General features: G+C 72.2%; 11 protein-coding genes and 1 pseudogene. 7 read left to right on the forward strand and 5 right to left on the reverse strand.

The features are described 5' to 3' along the window. Positions 1 to 84: 84 nt before the first annotated feature. From KK483_RS32760 to KK483_RS32775, 4 genes are all read left to right on the forward strand, one after another. Entirely contained in the window at positions 85 to 1485 is a 1401-nt protein-coding gene (locus KK483_RS32760) for a basic amino acid/polyamine antiporter (RefSeq protein WP_262009791.1), read from the forward strand. A gap of 116 nt (positions 1486 to 1601) precedes the next feature. Continuing rightward, positions 1602 to 2861 (forward strand): arginine deiminase, encoded by a 1260-nt coding sequence (locus KK483_RS32765; RefSeq protein ID WP_262008836.1) that lies wholly within the window; start codon positions 1602 to 1604, stop codon positions 2859 to 2861. A gap of 161 nt (positions 2862 to 3022) precedes the next feature. Beyond that, positions 3023 to 3448 carry an apotyrosinase chaperone MelC1 gene (locus KK483_RS32770; RefSeq protein ID WP_262008837.1) on the forward strand — a complete coding sequence of 142 codons (426 nt, stop codon included), beginning with the start codon at positions 3023 to 3025 and terminating at the stop codon, positions 3446 to 3448. A 17-nt stretch (positions 3449 to 3465) separates the two neighbouring features. Further along, positions 3466 to 4293 (forward strand): tyrosinase MelC2, encoded by an 828-nt coding sequence (locus tag KK483_RS32775; protein WP_262008838.1) that lies wholly within the window; start codon positions 3466 to 3468, stop codon positions 4291 to 4293. 53 nt (positions 4294 to 4346) lie between these two features. On the opposite strand, the gene KK483_RS32780 is transcribed toward KK483_RS32775, so the two are convergent. Next, positions 4347 to 6686 (reverse strand): excinuclease ABC subunit UvrA, encoded by a 2340-nt coding sequence (locus tag KK483_RS32780; protein ID WP_262008839.1) that lies wholly within the window; start codon positions 6684 to 6686, stop codon positions 4347 to 4349. Between the two features lie 10 nt (positions 6687 to 6696). Beyond that, a pseudogene (locus KK483_RS32785) lies at positions 6697 to 7718 on the reverse strand (MsnO8 family LLM class oxidoreductase). Between the two features lie 59 nt (positions 7719 to 7777). Between KK483_RS32785 and KK483_RS32790 the strand changes: the two are divergent. Beyond that, a complete protein-coding gene (locus KK483_RS32790) occupies positions 7778 to 8311 on the forward strand; it encodes a hypothetical protein (RefSeq protein ID WP_399015622.1) in 534 nt (177 codons plus the stop codon). A 589-nt stretch (positions 8312 to 8900) separates the two neighbouring features. On the opposite strand, the gene KK483_RS32795 is transcribed toward KK483_RS32790, so the two are convergent. Genes KK483_RS32795 through KK483_RS32805 form a run of 3 tightly spaced genes read right to left on the reverse strand, consistent with a single transcriptional unit; the run spans position 8901 to position 10927 of the window. Then, positions 8901 to 9125: a dodecin gene (locus tag KK483_RS32795; RefSeq protein WP_262008840.1), complete on the reverse strand. Its 225-nt coding sequence runs from the start codon at positions 9123 to 9125 to the stop codon at positions 8901 to 8903. Between the two features lie 36 nt (positions 9126 to 9161). Further along, positions 9162 to 10052 carry a GntR family transcriptional regulator gene (locus KK483_RS32800; protein WP_262008841.1) on the reverse strand — a complete coding sequence of 297 codons (891 nt, stop codon included), beginning with the start codon at positions 10050 to 10052 and terminating at the stop codon, positions 9162 to 9164. A gap of 38 nt (positions 10053 to 10090) precedes the next feature. Then, on the reverse strand, positions 10091 to 10927 hold the full coding sequence (locus KK483_RS32805) for a GntR family transcriptional regulator (RefSeq protein ID WP_262008842.1): 837 nt from the start codon (positions 10925 to 10927) through the stop codon (positions 10091 to 10093). Between the two features lie 291 nt (positions 10928 to 11218). On the opposite strand from KK483_RS32805, the gene KK483_RS32810 reads away from it, so the two are divergent. Together KK483_RS32810 and KK483_RS32815 are read left to right on the forward strand one after the other, a co-directional pair. Next, positions 11219 to 12754, forward strand: coding sequence for a beta-N-acetylhexosaminidase (locus KK483_RS32810; protein ID WP_262008843.1), 1536 nt, complete (start codon positions 11219 to 11221; stop codon positions 12752 to 12754). After that, on the forward strand, positions 12751 to 14160 hold the full coding sequence (locus KK483_RS32815; RefSeq protein ID WP_399015627.1) for a cellulose binding domain-containing protein: 1410 nt from the start codon (positions 12751 to 12753) through the stop codon (positions 14158 to 14160). Before KK483_RS32810 ends, KK483_RS32815 begins: the two co-directional genes overlap by 4 nt. Positions 14161 to 14217: the final 57 nt, after the last annotated feature.

A 14217-nucleotide genomic window follows, 5' to 3' on the forward strand; every position in this document is an offset into this window, starting at 1 on the left:
GCACGGCCGCACCAGCCCGCGCAGGGGAGCAGAGACGAGACGACCCATGCCGACTCCGTCGCCGAGGCGCCTCCGGCCGCCAAGCTGACCCTGGTCACGCTGACGGCGATGGTCGTCGGCTCGATGGTGGGCGCCGGGGTCTTCTCGCTGCCGGGGCGCTTCGCCCGGGAGACCGGGGTCGCCGGTGCGCTGATCGCCTGGGCCATCGCCGGGACGGGCATGCTGATGCTCGCCTTCGTCTTCCAGTCCCTCGCCGTGCGCCGGCCCGACCTCGACGCGGGTGTCTACGCGTACGCCAAGGCGGGTTTCGGCGAGTACCTCGGCTTCTTCTCCGCGTTCGGCTACTGGGCCAGCGCCTGCGTCGGCAACGTCACCTACTGGGTGCTGATCATGTCGACGCTCGGCGCCGTCTGGCCCGCGCTCGGGGACGGCGACACACTGCTCGCCGCCGCGCTGTCGACCATCGGCCTGTGGGCGTTCTTCCTGCTGATCCGCCGCGGGGTCAAGGAGGCCGCCGCGATCAACCGGAACGTGACCGTGGCCAAGGTCGTCCCCATCCTCGTCTTCGTCGTCCTCGCGCTCTTCTACTTCGACACGGACGTCTTCGCGGACAACTGGGCCGGCGCCGACTACGCCGGGTCGTTGTTCAACCAGGTGCGGGGCACGATGCTGGCCACGGTCTTCGTCTTCCTCGGCGTCGAGGGCGCCAGCGTGTACTCGCGCCACGCCAAGCGGCGCGAGGACGTCGGGCGCGCCACGGTGCTGGGCTTCCTCAGCGTCTTCGCCGTCTTCGCCTCGGTCACCATCGTGTCGTACGGCATCATGCCGATGAGCGAGATCGCCGAGCTGCGCCAGCCGTCGATGGCGGGCGTCCTCGAACACGCCGTCGGTGGCTGGGGACAGGCCTTCGTCAGCGCCGGTCTGATCGTATCGGTGCTCGGCGCCTATCTGGCATGGACGCTGATGGCCGCCGAGGTGCTGTTCGTCGCCGCCCAGGACGACGACATGCCCCGCTTCCTGGGCCGGGCCGGCGCCGATGACGTCCCGGTGCCGGCGCTGGTGATGACGACGCTGCTCAGCCAGATCGTGCTGGTCGTCACGCTCTTCTCCGACGATGCCTTCAACTTCGCGCTCGATTTCACCAGCGCGCTCACGCTGATCCCGTTCCTGCTGGCGGCGGCTTTCGCCGTCAAGGTCTGCCTGCGGCCGGACCGCCGCACCGAGGGCGGCCGGGGGTCGGGACGCGAACTCGTCATCGCCGCGCTCGCCACGCTCTACACGGCGTTCCTGCTGTACGCGGCGGGGCTCAAGTTCGTGCTGGTGTCCTTCATCATCTACGCGCCCGCCACGTTCTTCTTCGTGAAGGCCCGCCGGGAGCAGGGCAGACGGCTGTTCTCGCCCGCCGAACTGGTCATCTGCGCGGTCTCCGTCGCTGGTGCCGTGCTGGGTCTCACCGCACTCGCCGCCGGGTGGATCAGCCTCTGACCGAAGCCGTCGGCACCGCAGCCACCGCAGCCACCGCAGCGACCGCAGGCACCGCAGGCACCGCAGGCACCGCAGACCGTCGACACCGTCGAGTCCCAGGAAAGGCCCCTTGCAGGATGAACGACAACCGCACGCCGCGGCCGGCCCATGGCGTCCACTCCGAGGTCGGCCGGCTGCGCAAGGTCCTGGTCTGCGCACCAGGGCTCGCGCACCGCCGGCTCACCCCCACCAACGCCGACGAGCTCCTCTTCGACGACGTGATGTGGGTGGAGAACGCCCAGCGCGACCACGCCGATTTCGTCAACAAGCTGCGGCAGCGCGGCGTCGAGGTCGTCGAGCTCCACGAGGTGCTGGCGGAGACGATGGCCGATCCGGAGGCCCGGGACTGGCTGCTCGACCGGAAGATCAGCGCGAACGAGGTCGACGCCGGGCTCATCGATCCCACCCGCGCCTTCCTGGAGTCGCTCGAACCGCGCACCCTCGCCGAGTACCTCATCGGCGGGCTGGCCTCCGCCGACCTGCCGGAGGAGTTCCGGCCGCCGTACCTCGCCCTCGTCCGGGAGTCCACCGGCATCCGCGAGTACCTGATGCCGCCGCTGCCCAACACCCTCTACACCCGTGACACCACCTGCTGGCTGTACGGCGGGGTCACGCTCAACCCGCTGTACTGGCCGGCCCGCCACGACGAGACACTGCTGATGAAGGCTGTCTACCGGTTCCACCCGGACTTCACCGGCGCCACCGTCTGGTGGGGCGACCCGGAACTCGACTGGGGCCAGGCGACGTTCGAGGGCGGGGACATCATGCCCGTCGGCAACGGCGTCGTCCTGATGGGCATGAGCGAGCGCACCTCGCGCCAGGCGATCACCCAGGTCGCCCTTGAGCTCTTCCGGAACGGAGCGGCGGAGCACGTCGTCGTCGCGGGGATGCCGAAACTGCGGTGGGCGATGCACCTCGACACGGTCTTCACCTTCGCCGACCGGGACGTCGTCACGCTCTACCCGCACATCATGGACGGCGTTCACACCTTCTCGCTGCGCCCGAGCGACAAGGCCCCCGGCCTCGATGTCGTCGACGAGGGGCCCCGTGCCTTCGTGGCCGTCGTGGCACGCGCGCTGGGCCTGCCGGAACTGCGGGTGATCGAGACCGGCGGTGATGTGTACGCCTCGGAACGGCAGCAGTGGGACAGCGGCAACAACGCGGTCGCCCTCGAACCGGGTGTGGTCTTCACCTACGACCGCAACACGCTGACGAACACCCTGCTGCGCAAGGCGGGGGTGGAGGTCATCACCATCGTCGGCGCCGAACTGGGCCGGGGGCGCGGCGGCGGACACTGCATGACATGCCCGCTGATCCGCGAGCCGGTCTCCTTCTGACCGCTCTGGGCACTGCCCATGGCATATGACCGAATCGCGCCCAACCGGCCTCCGACAACTTCCTGTTGCCGGAGGCCGCCCTGTAGGCATGGCCACGGCGGTACCGGTCGACCACCGGACCACCGCCGTTCCATCGCTTCCCTACCAGGGGGTTCACACGCATGTCCACCATCACCCGCCGCCAAGCCCTGGGCGCCGCCGCCGGCGTCACCGCGGCTCTCGCGACCGCCGGCGCCGCGCAGGCGATACCGGTGTCGCAGGTGTCGCCGGTGACACCTGCGCCTGCGTCGCCGGCGACACCCGCGTCGGCGGACGCGCCGGAGCCGTTCGACGAGGTCTACCGGGGTCGCCGCATACAGGGCGGGGCCTCGCACGACGGCGGCCACGGAGACGGCCACCACGCGGGCCACGGCGGCGGCTACTCCGTACGCATCGACGGCGAGGAACTCCACGTCATGCAGAACGCCGACGGCACCTGGATCAGTGTCGTCAACCACTACGAGCCACTCGCCACCCCCCGCGCCACGGCCCGCGCCGCCGTCGTGGAACTCCAGGGCGCCGACCTCGTCCCGCTCACCCTCTCCTGATCCGGAGCACCACCGCCATGACCGTACGCAAGAACCAGGCCCTGCTCACCGCCGACGAGAAGCGGCGCTTCGTCGACGCGCTCCTCGCCCTCAAGCGCAGCGGGGCGTACGACGCCTTCGTCACCACCCACAACGGCTTCATCATGAGCGACACCGACGGCGGTCCCCGCGTGGGCCACCGCTCACCGTCGTTCCTGCCCTGGCACCGCAGATTCCTCATCGAGTTCGAGCAGGCGCTCCAGTCCGTCGATCCGTCCGTGTCCCTCCCGTACTGGGACTGGACCGCCGACCGCACCGCGGCGTCCTCCCTCTGGGCCGCCGACTTCCTCGGCGGCACCGGCCGCGCGCGGGACGGACAGGTCATGGACGGCCCCTTCTCGGCCGCATCCGGCGCCTGGCCGATCACCGTGCGCGTCGACGGGCGCGGCTATCTGCGGCGCGCACTCGGCGCGAACGGGGTGCAGCTGCCGACCCGGGCCGAGGTCGACTCGGTCCTCGCGATACCGGCGTACGACGCCCCGCCGTGGAACAGCGCGTCCGACGGCTTCCGCAACCATCTGGAGGGCTGGCGCGGGGTCAATCTGCACAACCGGGTGCACGTCTGGGTCGGCGGCCAGATGGCGACCGGCGTCTCCCCGAACGACCCCGTGTTCTGGCTGCACCACGCCTTCGTCGACCGGCTCTGGATCGAGTGGGGGGAACGCCACCCCGACTCCCCGTATCTGCCGGCCATCGGGACCGCGGACGTCGTCGACCTGCGCGGCACGATGCGCCCGTGGGACGACGTGACCCCGGCCGACATGCTCGACCACACGCCCCACTACACATACGACGCGGCCGCCTGAGGCAGGAGGCAGGAGGCAGGAGGCAGGAGGGAACGCAGGCAGGCGGGCCGCTTCTAGAGGCCCAGCGTTCTCGCCAGATAGGGCGCGGTGCGGCTCCCGGCCGCCCGCGCCACCTCCGCCGGGGTCCCCTCGGCGACGATCCTGCCGCCCTTGTCCCCACCGCCCGGGCCGAGGTCGACGACCCAGTCGGCGCCCGCCACCACGTCCATGTCGTGCTCGACGACCACGACCGAGTGCCCGGCGTCGACCAGACCGTGCAACTGCCGCAGCAGCACCTCCACATCGGCCGGGTGCAGCCCGGTCGTGGGCTCGTCCAGGACGTACAGGGTGTGACCACGCCGCAGGCGCTGGAGTTCGGCGGCGAGCTTGATGCGCTGGGCCTCGCCGCCGGACAGCTCGGTCGCCGGCTGGCCGAGCCGCAGATAGCCCAGACCGACGTCGAGCAGCGCCCGCAGGCTGCGCGCGGCAGCCGGGGTGCCGGCGAAGACCCCGGCCGCGGCCTCCACCGTCAGATCGAGCACCTCGGCGATGTTCCGGCCGCCGTGCCGCACCTCCAGGGTCTCCGGGTTGTACCGGGCACCGCGGCACTCCGGGCACGGCGCGTACGTACTGGGCAGGAAGAGCAGCTCGACGGAGACGAACCCCTCGCCCTGGCAGGTCTCGCACCGCCCGCCCGCCACGTTGAAGGAGAACCGCCCCGCCTTGTAACCGCGCGCCCGCGCCTCGTCGGTGGCGGTGAAGAGCCTGCGCACGACGTCGAACAGGCCCGTGTACGTCGCCAGGTTCGAGCGGGGAGTGCGCCCGATCGGACGCTGGTCGACCGTCACCAGCCGCTCCACACCCGGGAGTTCCCCGGTGATCGATCCGACGAGCGTCGACTTCCCGGAGCCCGAGACGCCGGTGACCGCCGTCAACACGCCGAGCGGCAGCCGCGTCGTCAGCCCGCGCAGATTGTGCCGGGTGACCGGACCGAGGGCGAGATGGCCCGACGGCTCCCTCGATGAGCGTACGGGCGCGGGCTCCGCGTCGAAGAGGAAGCGGCGGGTCGCCGACTCGGCCACCTCCGCGAGCCGCTGCGGCGGCCCGCTGTACAGCACCCGCCCGCCGTGCTCACCGGCCCGCGGCCCCACATCGACGATCCAGTCGGCGTGCCGCACGACGTCCAGATGGTGCTCGACGACGAAGACCGTGTTCCCGCCCGACTTCAGCCGGTCCAGGACGACGAGCAGCGCCTCCGTGTCGGCCGGATGCAGACCGGCCGACGGCTCGTCGAGCACATAGACGACGCCGAAGAGCCCGGAGCGCAGCTGGGTCGCGAGCCGCAGCCGCTGGAGCTCACCGCTGGAGAGCGTGGGCGTGGCGCGGTCCAGGCTCAGATAGCCGAGGCCCAGTTCGGTCACCGTGCCGATACGGGCCAGCAGGTCCTCGGTCAGCACCCGCGCCGTCTCCCCGTGCGGACCGCTGTCCAGCACCCCGGCGAGCTCGGTCAGCGGCAGCGCCGCCAGCTCCGCGATGGTCCGCCCGGCGAAGGTCACGGCGAGCGCCTCCGGCCGCAGCCTGCTGCCCCCGCAGACCGGACACGGGGCGCTGGTGAGGAAGCGCTCGGCCTTCGCGCGCAGCGTCGGGCTCTTGGAGTCGGCGAAGGTGTGCAGGACGTAGCGCTGTGCGCTCATGTACGTGCCCTGGTACGGGCGCTGGATGCGCCCCGCCTCGCGCACCGGGTGGACCGTCACCACCGGCTGCTCGTCCGTGAACAGGATCCAGTCGCGGTCCTTGCGGTCCAGCTCGCGCCACGGCCGGTCGATGTCGTACCCGAGGGTGTCCAGCACATCGCGCAGGTTCTTGCCCTGCCAGGCACCCGGCCAGGCCGCGATCGCGCCTTCGCGGATCGAAAGGGACGGATCGGGGACGAGCAGCTCCTCTCCGGTGCGGTGGATCCGGCCGAGTCCATGGCACTCGGGGCAGGCCCCGGCCGCCGTGTTCGGCGAGAAGGCGTCGGAATCCAGCCGTTCCGCCCCCGCCGGGTACTGCCCGGCGCGCGAGAACAGCATGCGCAGCGAGTTCGAGAGCGTCGTCACCGTGCCGACGGAGGAGCGCGAGGTGGGGGAGGAGCGGCGCTGCTCCAGCGAGACGGCGGGCGGCAGCCCGGTGATCTCCCCGACCTTCGGCGCCCCCACCTGGTGGATGAGGCGGCGGGCGTACGGGGCGACGGACTCGAAGTAGCGCCGCTGGGCCTCGGCGTAGATCGTGCCGAAGGCGAGCGAGGACTTGCCCGAACCGGAGACCCCGGTGAAGACGGTCAGTGCGTCGCGCGGGATGTCGACGTCGACGTTCCTGAGGTTGTGCTCACGGGCGGAGCGGACGCGGACATAGGGGTCGTGGGGGCCGTGCATACCGGCGATTCTAGGCAGCGGACCGGACATCCGCGCTGGTCAGCCCCGCGATGCGGGCGAGACGGCGGTACGAGTCCAGCAGCCCGGCACGGTCGTACGTGCTCGTCGTCACCAGCACCTCGTTCGCGCCGCTCTCCGTGATGACCGCCTCCAGCGCATCCCTGACCTGCTCCTCGGTGCCGTGGATCCGGCCGCGCAGCCCGGACTCGTAGAGCTCCCGCTCCTTCGCGCTCATCCCGCGCGCCTCGATCCGCTCGGCGGGCGCGAGCGGCGGGAAGGCCCCGTACGTACGGGCGTACGCCATCGCCCATGCCTCAGGGACGAGCAGCCGCCGGGCATCGTCCTCGCTGCCGGCGACCGCGACGGTGCCCGCCACGACGACGTACGGCTCGCGGGCCCACACGGACGGGCGGAACCCGGCGCGATAGCGCTCGACGCCCGCAGCAGCCGCTCGCGGTCCCGGAGGTCGCCGATCACCAGCGGCACCCCGGCCGCGGCGGCGATGCCCGCCCCCTCGCCGGTGGCCAGGACGAACGGCGGCAGCCGCAGCCCCTCCGGCGGCCGGGCGTGCACCTGCGGGTGCGTGCCCTCGATGTAGCCGAGCAGCTCGCTCAGCTGCCCCGCGAAGTCGTCGGCGGCGTCCTTGCCGTGGCCCAGCGCCCGCCGCACCCCGTCGGTGAAGCCGACCGAGCGGCCGAGCCCCATGTCGATCCGACCCGGGAAGAGCGACTCCAGCACCCCGAACTGCTCGGCGACGACGAGGGGTTGGTGATTGGGCAGCATCACCCCGCCGGTGCCGACGCGGATCGCCGAGGTCGCCGCCGCGACGACGGCCGCCAGCACGGTCGGCGCGGAGCCGGCCACGCCCGGCACGCCGTGGTGCTCGGAGACCCAGAAGCGGTGGTACCCGAGCGACTCGATGTCCCGGGCCAGCCGCACGGTGTCGCGCAGCGCCTGCGGGGCGTCGTGGCCCTCACGGGTGCGGGAGCGGTCCAGGACGGAGAAGCGGGTCGAGGCGATCACGGAGCTCACGCACCGTTCAACGCCCTCACGCCGCGGGGATTCCCGGCCGGCCCGTACCCTGGGACACCGTGACTCCCCAGACACCCGGTACTCCGCGCACGGCCTCTGCTCCGCGGACGGCCGACAGCAGGCCGCTGGCCGTGTTCGACCTCGACGGGACGCTCGCCGAGACCGGCCACCGCCAGCACTACCTGGAGCGCCGGCCGCGCGACTGGGACGGCTTCTTCGCCGCCGCGCCCGAGGACACACCGCTCGCCGACGGCGTCCGCCTGGTCGTCGAGGCGCGTCAGGAGTGCGAGGTGATGTACCTCACCGGACGGCCCGAGCGCTGCCGCGCGGCCACGGCGGAGTGGCTGGAGCGGCACGGGCTGCCCGCCGGCCGCATCTGGATGAGACGCAACGACGACCGCCGCCCCGCCAGGACCACCAAGCTGGAGACCCTGCGGCGCCTCGGCCGCGGCCGCGAGATCCGGATGCTCGTCGACGACGACGAGCTCGTCTGCGACGCCGCCGAACGGGCGGGCTTCCGGGTCGTACGGGCCCGCTGGGCGAGCACCTCACAGGCGATGCGGGACGCACAGCAGCGCGAGGGCCGCACCTGAGGCCGCACGTCTCGGCGCCTCGGCGACCGGACGACCGGCGTCCCGGCGCCTCAACGGCCGGACGACCGGCGACTGGACGATCGTCGCCCCGGCGCCCCGGCGACCAGCGGCCCGATGTCTCGGCGACCGGATGACCGGCGGTCCGGCGACTGGCGACCGGACAATCGACGTCCCGACGTCCCGGCGCCTCAACGGCCGGACGACCGGCGACCGGACGATCGGATGACCGTCGCCCCGGCGCCCCGGCGACCAGCGGCCCGATGTCTCGGCGACCGGATGACCGGCGGTCCGGCGACTGGCGACCGGACAATCGACGTCCCGACGTCCCGACGTCCCGACGTCCCGGCGCCTCAACGGCCGGACGACCGGCGACCGGACGATCGGATGACCGTCGCCCCGGCGCCCCGTCGCCCCGGCGACCAGCGGCCCGACGTCTCGGCGACCGGATGACCGGCGGCCCGGCGTCTCGGCGACCGGATGACCGGCGGCCCGGCGTCTCGGCGACCGGATGACCGGCGGCCCGGCGCCCCGACGTCTCGGCGACCGGACGACCGGCGGCCCGGCGGCCGGTGGGCCGGACGGGTGAGGGTCAGCTGCCGCCCTGTGGGTCCTCCAGCCGGAAGCCGACCTTCAACCCGACCTGGAAGTGCTCGATCTCGCCGTCGGCGAGATTGCCGCGGATCTGTGTCACCTCGAACCAGTCGAGACTCCTGAGCGTCTGCCCGGCCCGCGCGATGGCGTTGCGGATGGCCTGGTCGATGCCCTCGTGCGAGCTGCCGACGATCTCGGTGACCCGGTAGGTGTGCTGGGACATGGAGCCGGACTCCTCTCGACGGCGCTCACGGCCGTGTCAGTGGTTCCCCTCCACGGTGCCCCACCACGCCGAGCCGCGCGCGGCGTCGGGCACGGGCTGCCCGCCGTCGTGGCGGTGGCCCAGGACGAGCCGCGAGACGATGCGGTAGCGGTCGCCCCGGTACAGCGAGCGGACGTACTCCACCGGCCGGCCCGCCGCGTCGGCGGTGACCCGGTCGAAGAGCAGCGCGGGGGAGAGGACCGGGACGTCCAGCAGTCCCGCCTCGTCCTCGCTGAGCACGGTCGGCTCGATGGACTGCGTCGCGTGTGCCATCCGTATGCCGAGCCGGTCGCGCAGATGGGCGTAGAACCCGGACTCCAGCTGCTCGGGCGTCAGCCCGGGTACGAGATCCGCCGGGACGTGCAGATGCTCCAGGGCGATCGGTGCGCCGTCGACGAGCCGCAGCCTGGCCGCGTGCACCAGCGCGGCCGCGGGGGAGATCTGGAGTCGGCGCCCGATCCGGGCGCCGGCCGGGGCGGTGCGCAGCTCAAGGACCCGGCTCGTCCAGGCCCCGGGGGCCGGCGGCGACGCCGCTCCCGGGCGGTCGCCCGCGACCAGTTCCTGGGTGATCTTCGCGGGTGCGACGAACATTCCGCGGCCGTGCTCGCGCACCAGCCGGCCGGTGGCGACGAGTTCGTCGACGACGGCCCGAAGAGTGGGGCGCGAGACGTCCAGTTCGGCGCAGAGCGTGCGCTCGGACGGGATGGCGTCGCCCGCGTTGCGGGTCTCGATCAGGGTCAGCAGACGGGCCCGTACGCGCTCCCGCTTGAGCGCTGCCCGAGCTCCCTCCGTTCCCTGAGCTCCCTCCGTTCCCTGAGCTCCCTTCGTTCCCTGGGCTTCCTTCGCCCCCTGGGCCCGTTGTGTCCCCCGCGCACGGCTGCTGTCCATGGTCCCTCGGCCCCTCCCCGGCGGTGCGACGGATCCGGTCAGTATGCATCGCCGGTGGTCGAGGAGGTGATGATGCCGTCGTGGGCGAAGTCCCCCGGCGGGATGCCCGGGTGGTGGCCGTCCGAGCGGATACGCGGTCCCGGTCCCGGGCTCCCGAGGGCGAGCCGCGAGACGATCCGGTAGCGGTCGCCGCGGTAGAGGGAGTGGACGTACTCGACCGGGCGGCCCGAGGTGTCGGTGGTGAGCCGCTCGATGAGCAGGGCGGGCGAGAGTACCGGGACGTCGAGGACCGCGGCCTCGGTCTCGTTCACGACCGTCGGCTCGATCGACTGGGTGGCCTGGTGCACCGCAACCCCGTGATGCTCCCTCAGATGGTCGTAGAGGTCACCGGCTTCGAGTTCGTCGGAGGTCAGTGAGTCGGGCACGAGCGAGGCCGGGAAGTGGAGGTGCTCGATGGCCATGGGGGAGCCGTCGACGAGGCGGAGCCGTGCGATGTAGACGAGTTCGGCTGCGGGGGAGACCCGAAGGCGGCGCCCGATCCGGGCACCGGCCTGGATCGTGGCCCGTTCGAGGATCCTGCTCGACCACGAGCCGGAGGCGAGCGGTACCGCGAACGCCGACTCCTCGGCGGCGAGTTCCTGGGTGATCTTCGCGGGTGCGACGAAGGTGCCGCGGCCCTGCTCCCTCAGGAGCTGGCCGGTGGCGACGAGTTCGTCGACGGCGGTGCGCAGGGTGGGGCGGGAGACGCCGAGCTCGGCGCAGAGCGTGCGCTCGGAGGGGATGGCGTCGCCCGGCCGACCCGCCTCGATCAGGCCGAGGAGGTGCTCCCGTACTCGTTCCCGCTTGAGCATCGCACTCGTCGAGCCGCTCCCCATGGGCCACACCCTCTCCCTGCCGCCGGGTGAAGTAACTGGTCAACTGGTAAACGGCATTCTAACCATCCGTCGTGGGGATGGTGCATCTCAGGGACCCTTCAAGAGGCAGTATTTCCCGGGGGATTGACGGCATCACTGGTCCATGCCACCTTCTGGTCACCGGTCTTACCAGTTGACCAATTGGTCAAGTCCCCATCGAGGTGTCCGTGAAGATCCCCTTCCTCGCGTTCCAGCACCGGGTCGCCGCCCGGCTTACCGGCGGCTCGGTCAAGGGATAGGGGGCCGGCCGCCATGACCGCACACACCCGACCGCATCCCGCTCACGCCGGCCCCCTGCCCGCGATCGTTCCGCGCCCCCAGCGGCTGCGTCAGCTGCCGGGCCGGTTCACCTTCGACGACACCACCGCCCTGCGCGTCCCGCCCGGCACCGGACACGCCGCCGCGCTGCTGCGCGAACTCCTCGCCCCCGCAACCGGGCTGCCCCTGCCCGCCCACCCCGACGGGCGGGTGGTCCTCGCCCTCGACCCGGCCCTCACCGGCCTCGGCGCCGAGGGATATGGACTCACCGTCGGACCCGACGCCGTCCTGCTGCGCGCCGCGCGGCCCGAAGGACTGCTGCACGGTGTCCAGACCCTCCGCCAGCTCCTGCCGCCCGACGTCCTGTCGGACACCCCTGTCCGAGGCGCCGACTGGTCCGTCCCCTGTGTGCAGATCACCGACACACCCCGGTTCGCCTGGCGCGGCGCGATGCTCGACACGGCCCGCCACTTCCAGCCCATCGCCTTTCTTCATCGATATGTCGATCTGCTCGCCCTGCACAAGCTCAACGTCCTCCATCTCCACCTCACCGACGACCAGGGCTGGCGGATGCCCGTCGCCGCCTACCCGGAACTCACCGGGACCGGTGGCATCCCGCACGGCGGCGCGTACACCCGGAAGGAGCTCGTCGGCCTCGTCGCGCACGCCGCCGCGCGCGGAGTGACCGTCGTACCCGAGATCGAGATGCCCGGCCATGTGCGCGCCGCACTGGCCGCCTACCCCCACCTCGGCAACAACCCCGGGCGCCGGCTCGGCGTCTGGCGGCAGTGGGGCGTGTGCGAGACCGTCCTCGGCGTCCACGACGAGGTGCTCGACTTCTGCCGTACCGTGCTCGACGAGGTCATGGACACCTTCCCCGGCCGCCATGTGCACATCGGCGGCGAGGAGTGCCCCACCACCGAATGGGAGCGGTCGCCGGCCGCCGTCCGCCGCGCCGCGGAAGAAGGACTCGACGGGCCGAAGGCCCTGCACGGCTGGTTCATGCACCGGATCGGGGCCCATCTCACCGCCGCAGGACGCATTCCGCTGGGCTGGACCGAGACCGGCGACGATCTGCCCGACTGCTTCACCGTCCTGCCCTGGCGCGACGCCGCCCACGGCCTCGCCGCCGCCCGCCGCGGCCACGACGTGATCATGGCGCCGTACCGCTCGACCTATCTCGACTACCCGCAGTCCGACGACCCCGCGGAACCCCCCGGCCAGCCCGGCGGGATCGTCGACCTGCGCACCGTCTACGCGACCGAACCCGCCCCCGACGACTGGGAACCCGAGGCCGCCGCCCGTGTCCTCGGCACCCAGGCCCAGCTGTGGACCGAGTACGTGCCCACGCCCGCGCACGCCGAGTACCTGTCCTTCCCCCGGCTGTGCGCCCTCGCCGAGACCGCCTGGTCCGGCCACCGCGACTGGCCCGGCTTCCAGGAGCGGCTGCACCACCACCGCATTCGGCTCGACACGCTCGGCGTGCCGCGCCGGCCCCCCACATCCGCCTCAGGAGAGGAAACCCCATGAACGTCAGACGCGTCCGCATGCGTGCCGCCCTCGCCGCCGCCCTGGTGACCGGCGTCGGCTGCGCCACGCTCACCGCGCTGCCCGCGGCGGCCGCCGGGGAGCAGGTCAAGGTCCAGTACCGGCAGAGCTCGACCGGAGGCGACCAGGCCGAGCCCTGGTTCAAGGTGGTCAACACCGGCTCCGCCTCGGTCACGCTGGGCCAGGTCAAGATCCGCTACTACTTCAAGGCCGAGGCCGGCGCCTCGTACACCTTCGCCTGCTCCTGGGCGGTGAAGGGCTGCGCCAACATCACCGGCACCTTCGGGACGCTCGCCAACCCGACCGCCACCGCCGACCGCTATCTGGAGATCGGCTTCACGGCGGGCGCGGGCAGTCTCGCGCCCGGCGCCGACACCGGTGACATGCAGCTGCGCTTCTACCGCTCCAACTGGCAGTCCCTCGTCCAGGGCGACGACTACTCGTTCGGCCCGACGCAGACCGCGTACGGGGACTGGACCAAGGTCACCGCGACCGTCGGCGGCACGCTCGTCTGGGGCACGGCTCCCGCAGGCAACGACCCCGACCCCGATCCGACGGACCCGACCGACCCGCCCACCGGCGGCGCGGCGCTCTTCGACGACTTCAACTACAGCTCGCACACCGACCCGGCGATCAGCGCCCACGGCTGGAGCGTACGGTCCAACTCCGGCGGCCCCGGAGTGCCCGGCGCGACCTGGGCCCCCGAGAACGTCACCTTCGCCATGGAGGGGACCAACTCGGTCATGAACCTGGAGACCTCCACCGCCGGCACACCGCAGTCGACGGAGATGACCGAGGTCCTCACCCGCGCCATGAAGTTCAAGAACGGCACCTACGCGGCCCGCGTCAGGTTCTCCGACGCCCCGAAGAGCGGCGGCCCCGACGGCGACCGCCTCGTCCAGACGTTCTTCACCATCAACGACCTCACGGCGCCGATGGCGGACGACTACGCCGAGTACGACTTCGAGTACCTTCCCAACGGCGGCTGGGGCGAGCCGTCCAACATCCTCTACTCCACCTCGTGGGAGACCTACCGGCCCGACCCGTGGGAGGCGGTCAACCAGCACTCCGAGGTCCGGGCGAGCTACGCGGGCTGGCACGACCTCGTCGTCACCATCGACACCAGCGGCATCGTCTACTACGTCGACGGGCAGGAGTTCGGCCGGCACAGCTATCTGCCCGAGCGGCCGATGTCCATCAACTTCAACCAGTGGCTGATCGACCTGGCGGGCCAGACGAGCACCACGCCGCGCGCCTACGACCAGAAGGTCGACTACGTCCTCCACGTGAAGGACCAGGTGCTCACTCCGGCGCAGGTCGCGGCCAAGGTCGCGGCCTACCGGTCGGCCGGAACGGCCTTCGAGGACACGGTGCCCGGCGGTCAGTGACCGGGCACTGCGGGGCGGGCGGGCGCGCGGGGGCGCCCGCCCGCCCCTCTATGCGCC

It is taken from the genome of Streptomyces sp. FIT100, assembly GCF_024584805.1.
In the GTDB taxonomy this organism is placed as follows: domain Bacteria; phylum Actinomycetota; class Actinomycetes; order Streptomycetales; family Streptomycetaceae; genus Streptomyces.

Bases quoted from the DNA above. Each gene is read 5' to 3' on its own strand.
- KK483_RS32765 (WP_262008836.1), top strand. From the start codon at position 1,602: ATGAACGACAACCGCACGCCGCGGCCGGCCCATGGCGTCCACTCCGAG.
- KK483_RS32770 (WP_262008837.1), top strand. From the start codon at position 3,023: ATGTCCACCATCACCCGCCGCCAAGCCCTGGGCGCCGCCGCCGGCGTC.
- KK483_RS32775 (WP_262008838.1), top strand. From the start codon at position 3,466: ATGACCGTACGCAAGAACCAGGCCCTGCTCACCGCCGACGAGAAGCGG.
- KK483_RS32780 (WP_262008839.1), bottom strand. From the start codon at position 6,686: ATGCACGGCCCCCACGACCCCTATGTCCGCGTCCGCTCCGCCCGTGAG.
- KK483_RS32795 (WP_262008840.1), bottom strand. From the start codon at position 9,125: ATGTCCCAGCACACCTACCGGGTCACCGAGATCGTCGGCAGCTCGCAC.
- KK483_RS32800 (WP_262008841.1), bottom strand. From the start codon at position 10,052: ATGGACAGCAGCCGTGCGCGGGGGACACAACGGGCCCAGGGGGCGAAG.
- KK483_RS32805 (WP_262008842.1), bottom strand. From the start codon at position 10,927: ATGGGGAGCGGCTCGACGAGTGCGATGCTCAAGCGGGAACGAGTACGG.
- KK483_RS32810 (WP_262008843.1), top strand. From the start codon at position 11,219: ATGACCGCACACACCCGACCGCATCCCGCTCACGCCGGCCCCCTGCCC.
- KK483_RS32815 (WP_399015627.1), top strand. From the start codon at position 12,751: ATGAACGTCAGACGCGTCCGCATGCGTGCCGCCCTCGCCGCCGCCCTG.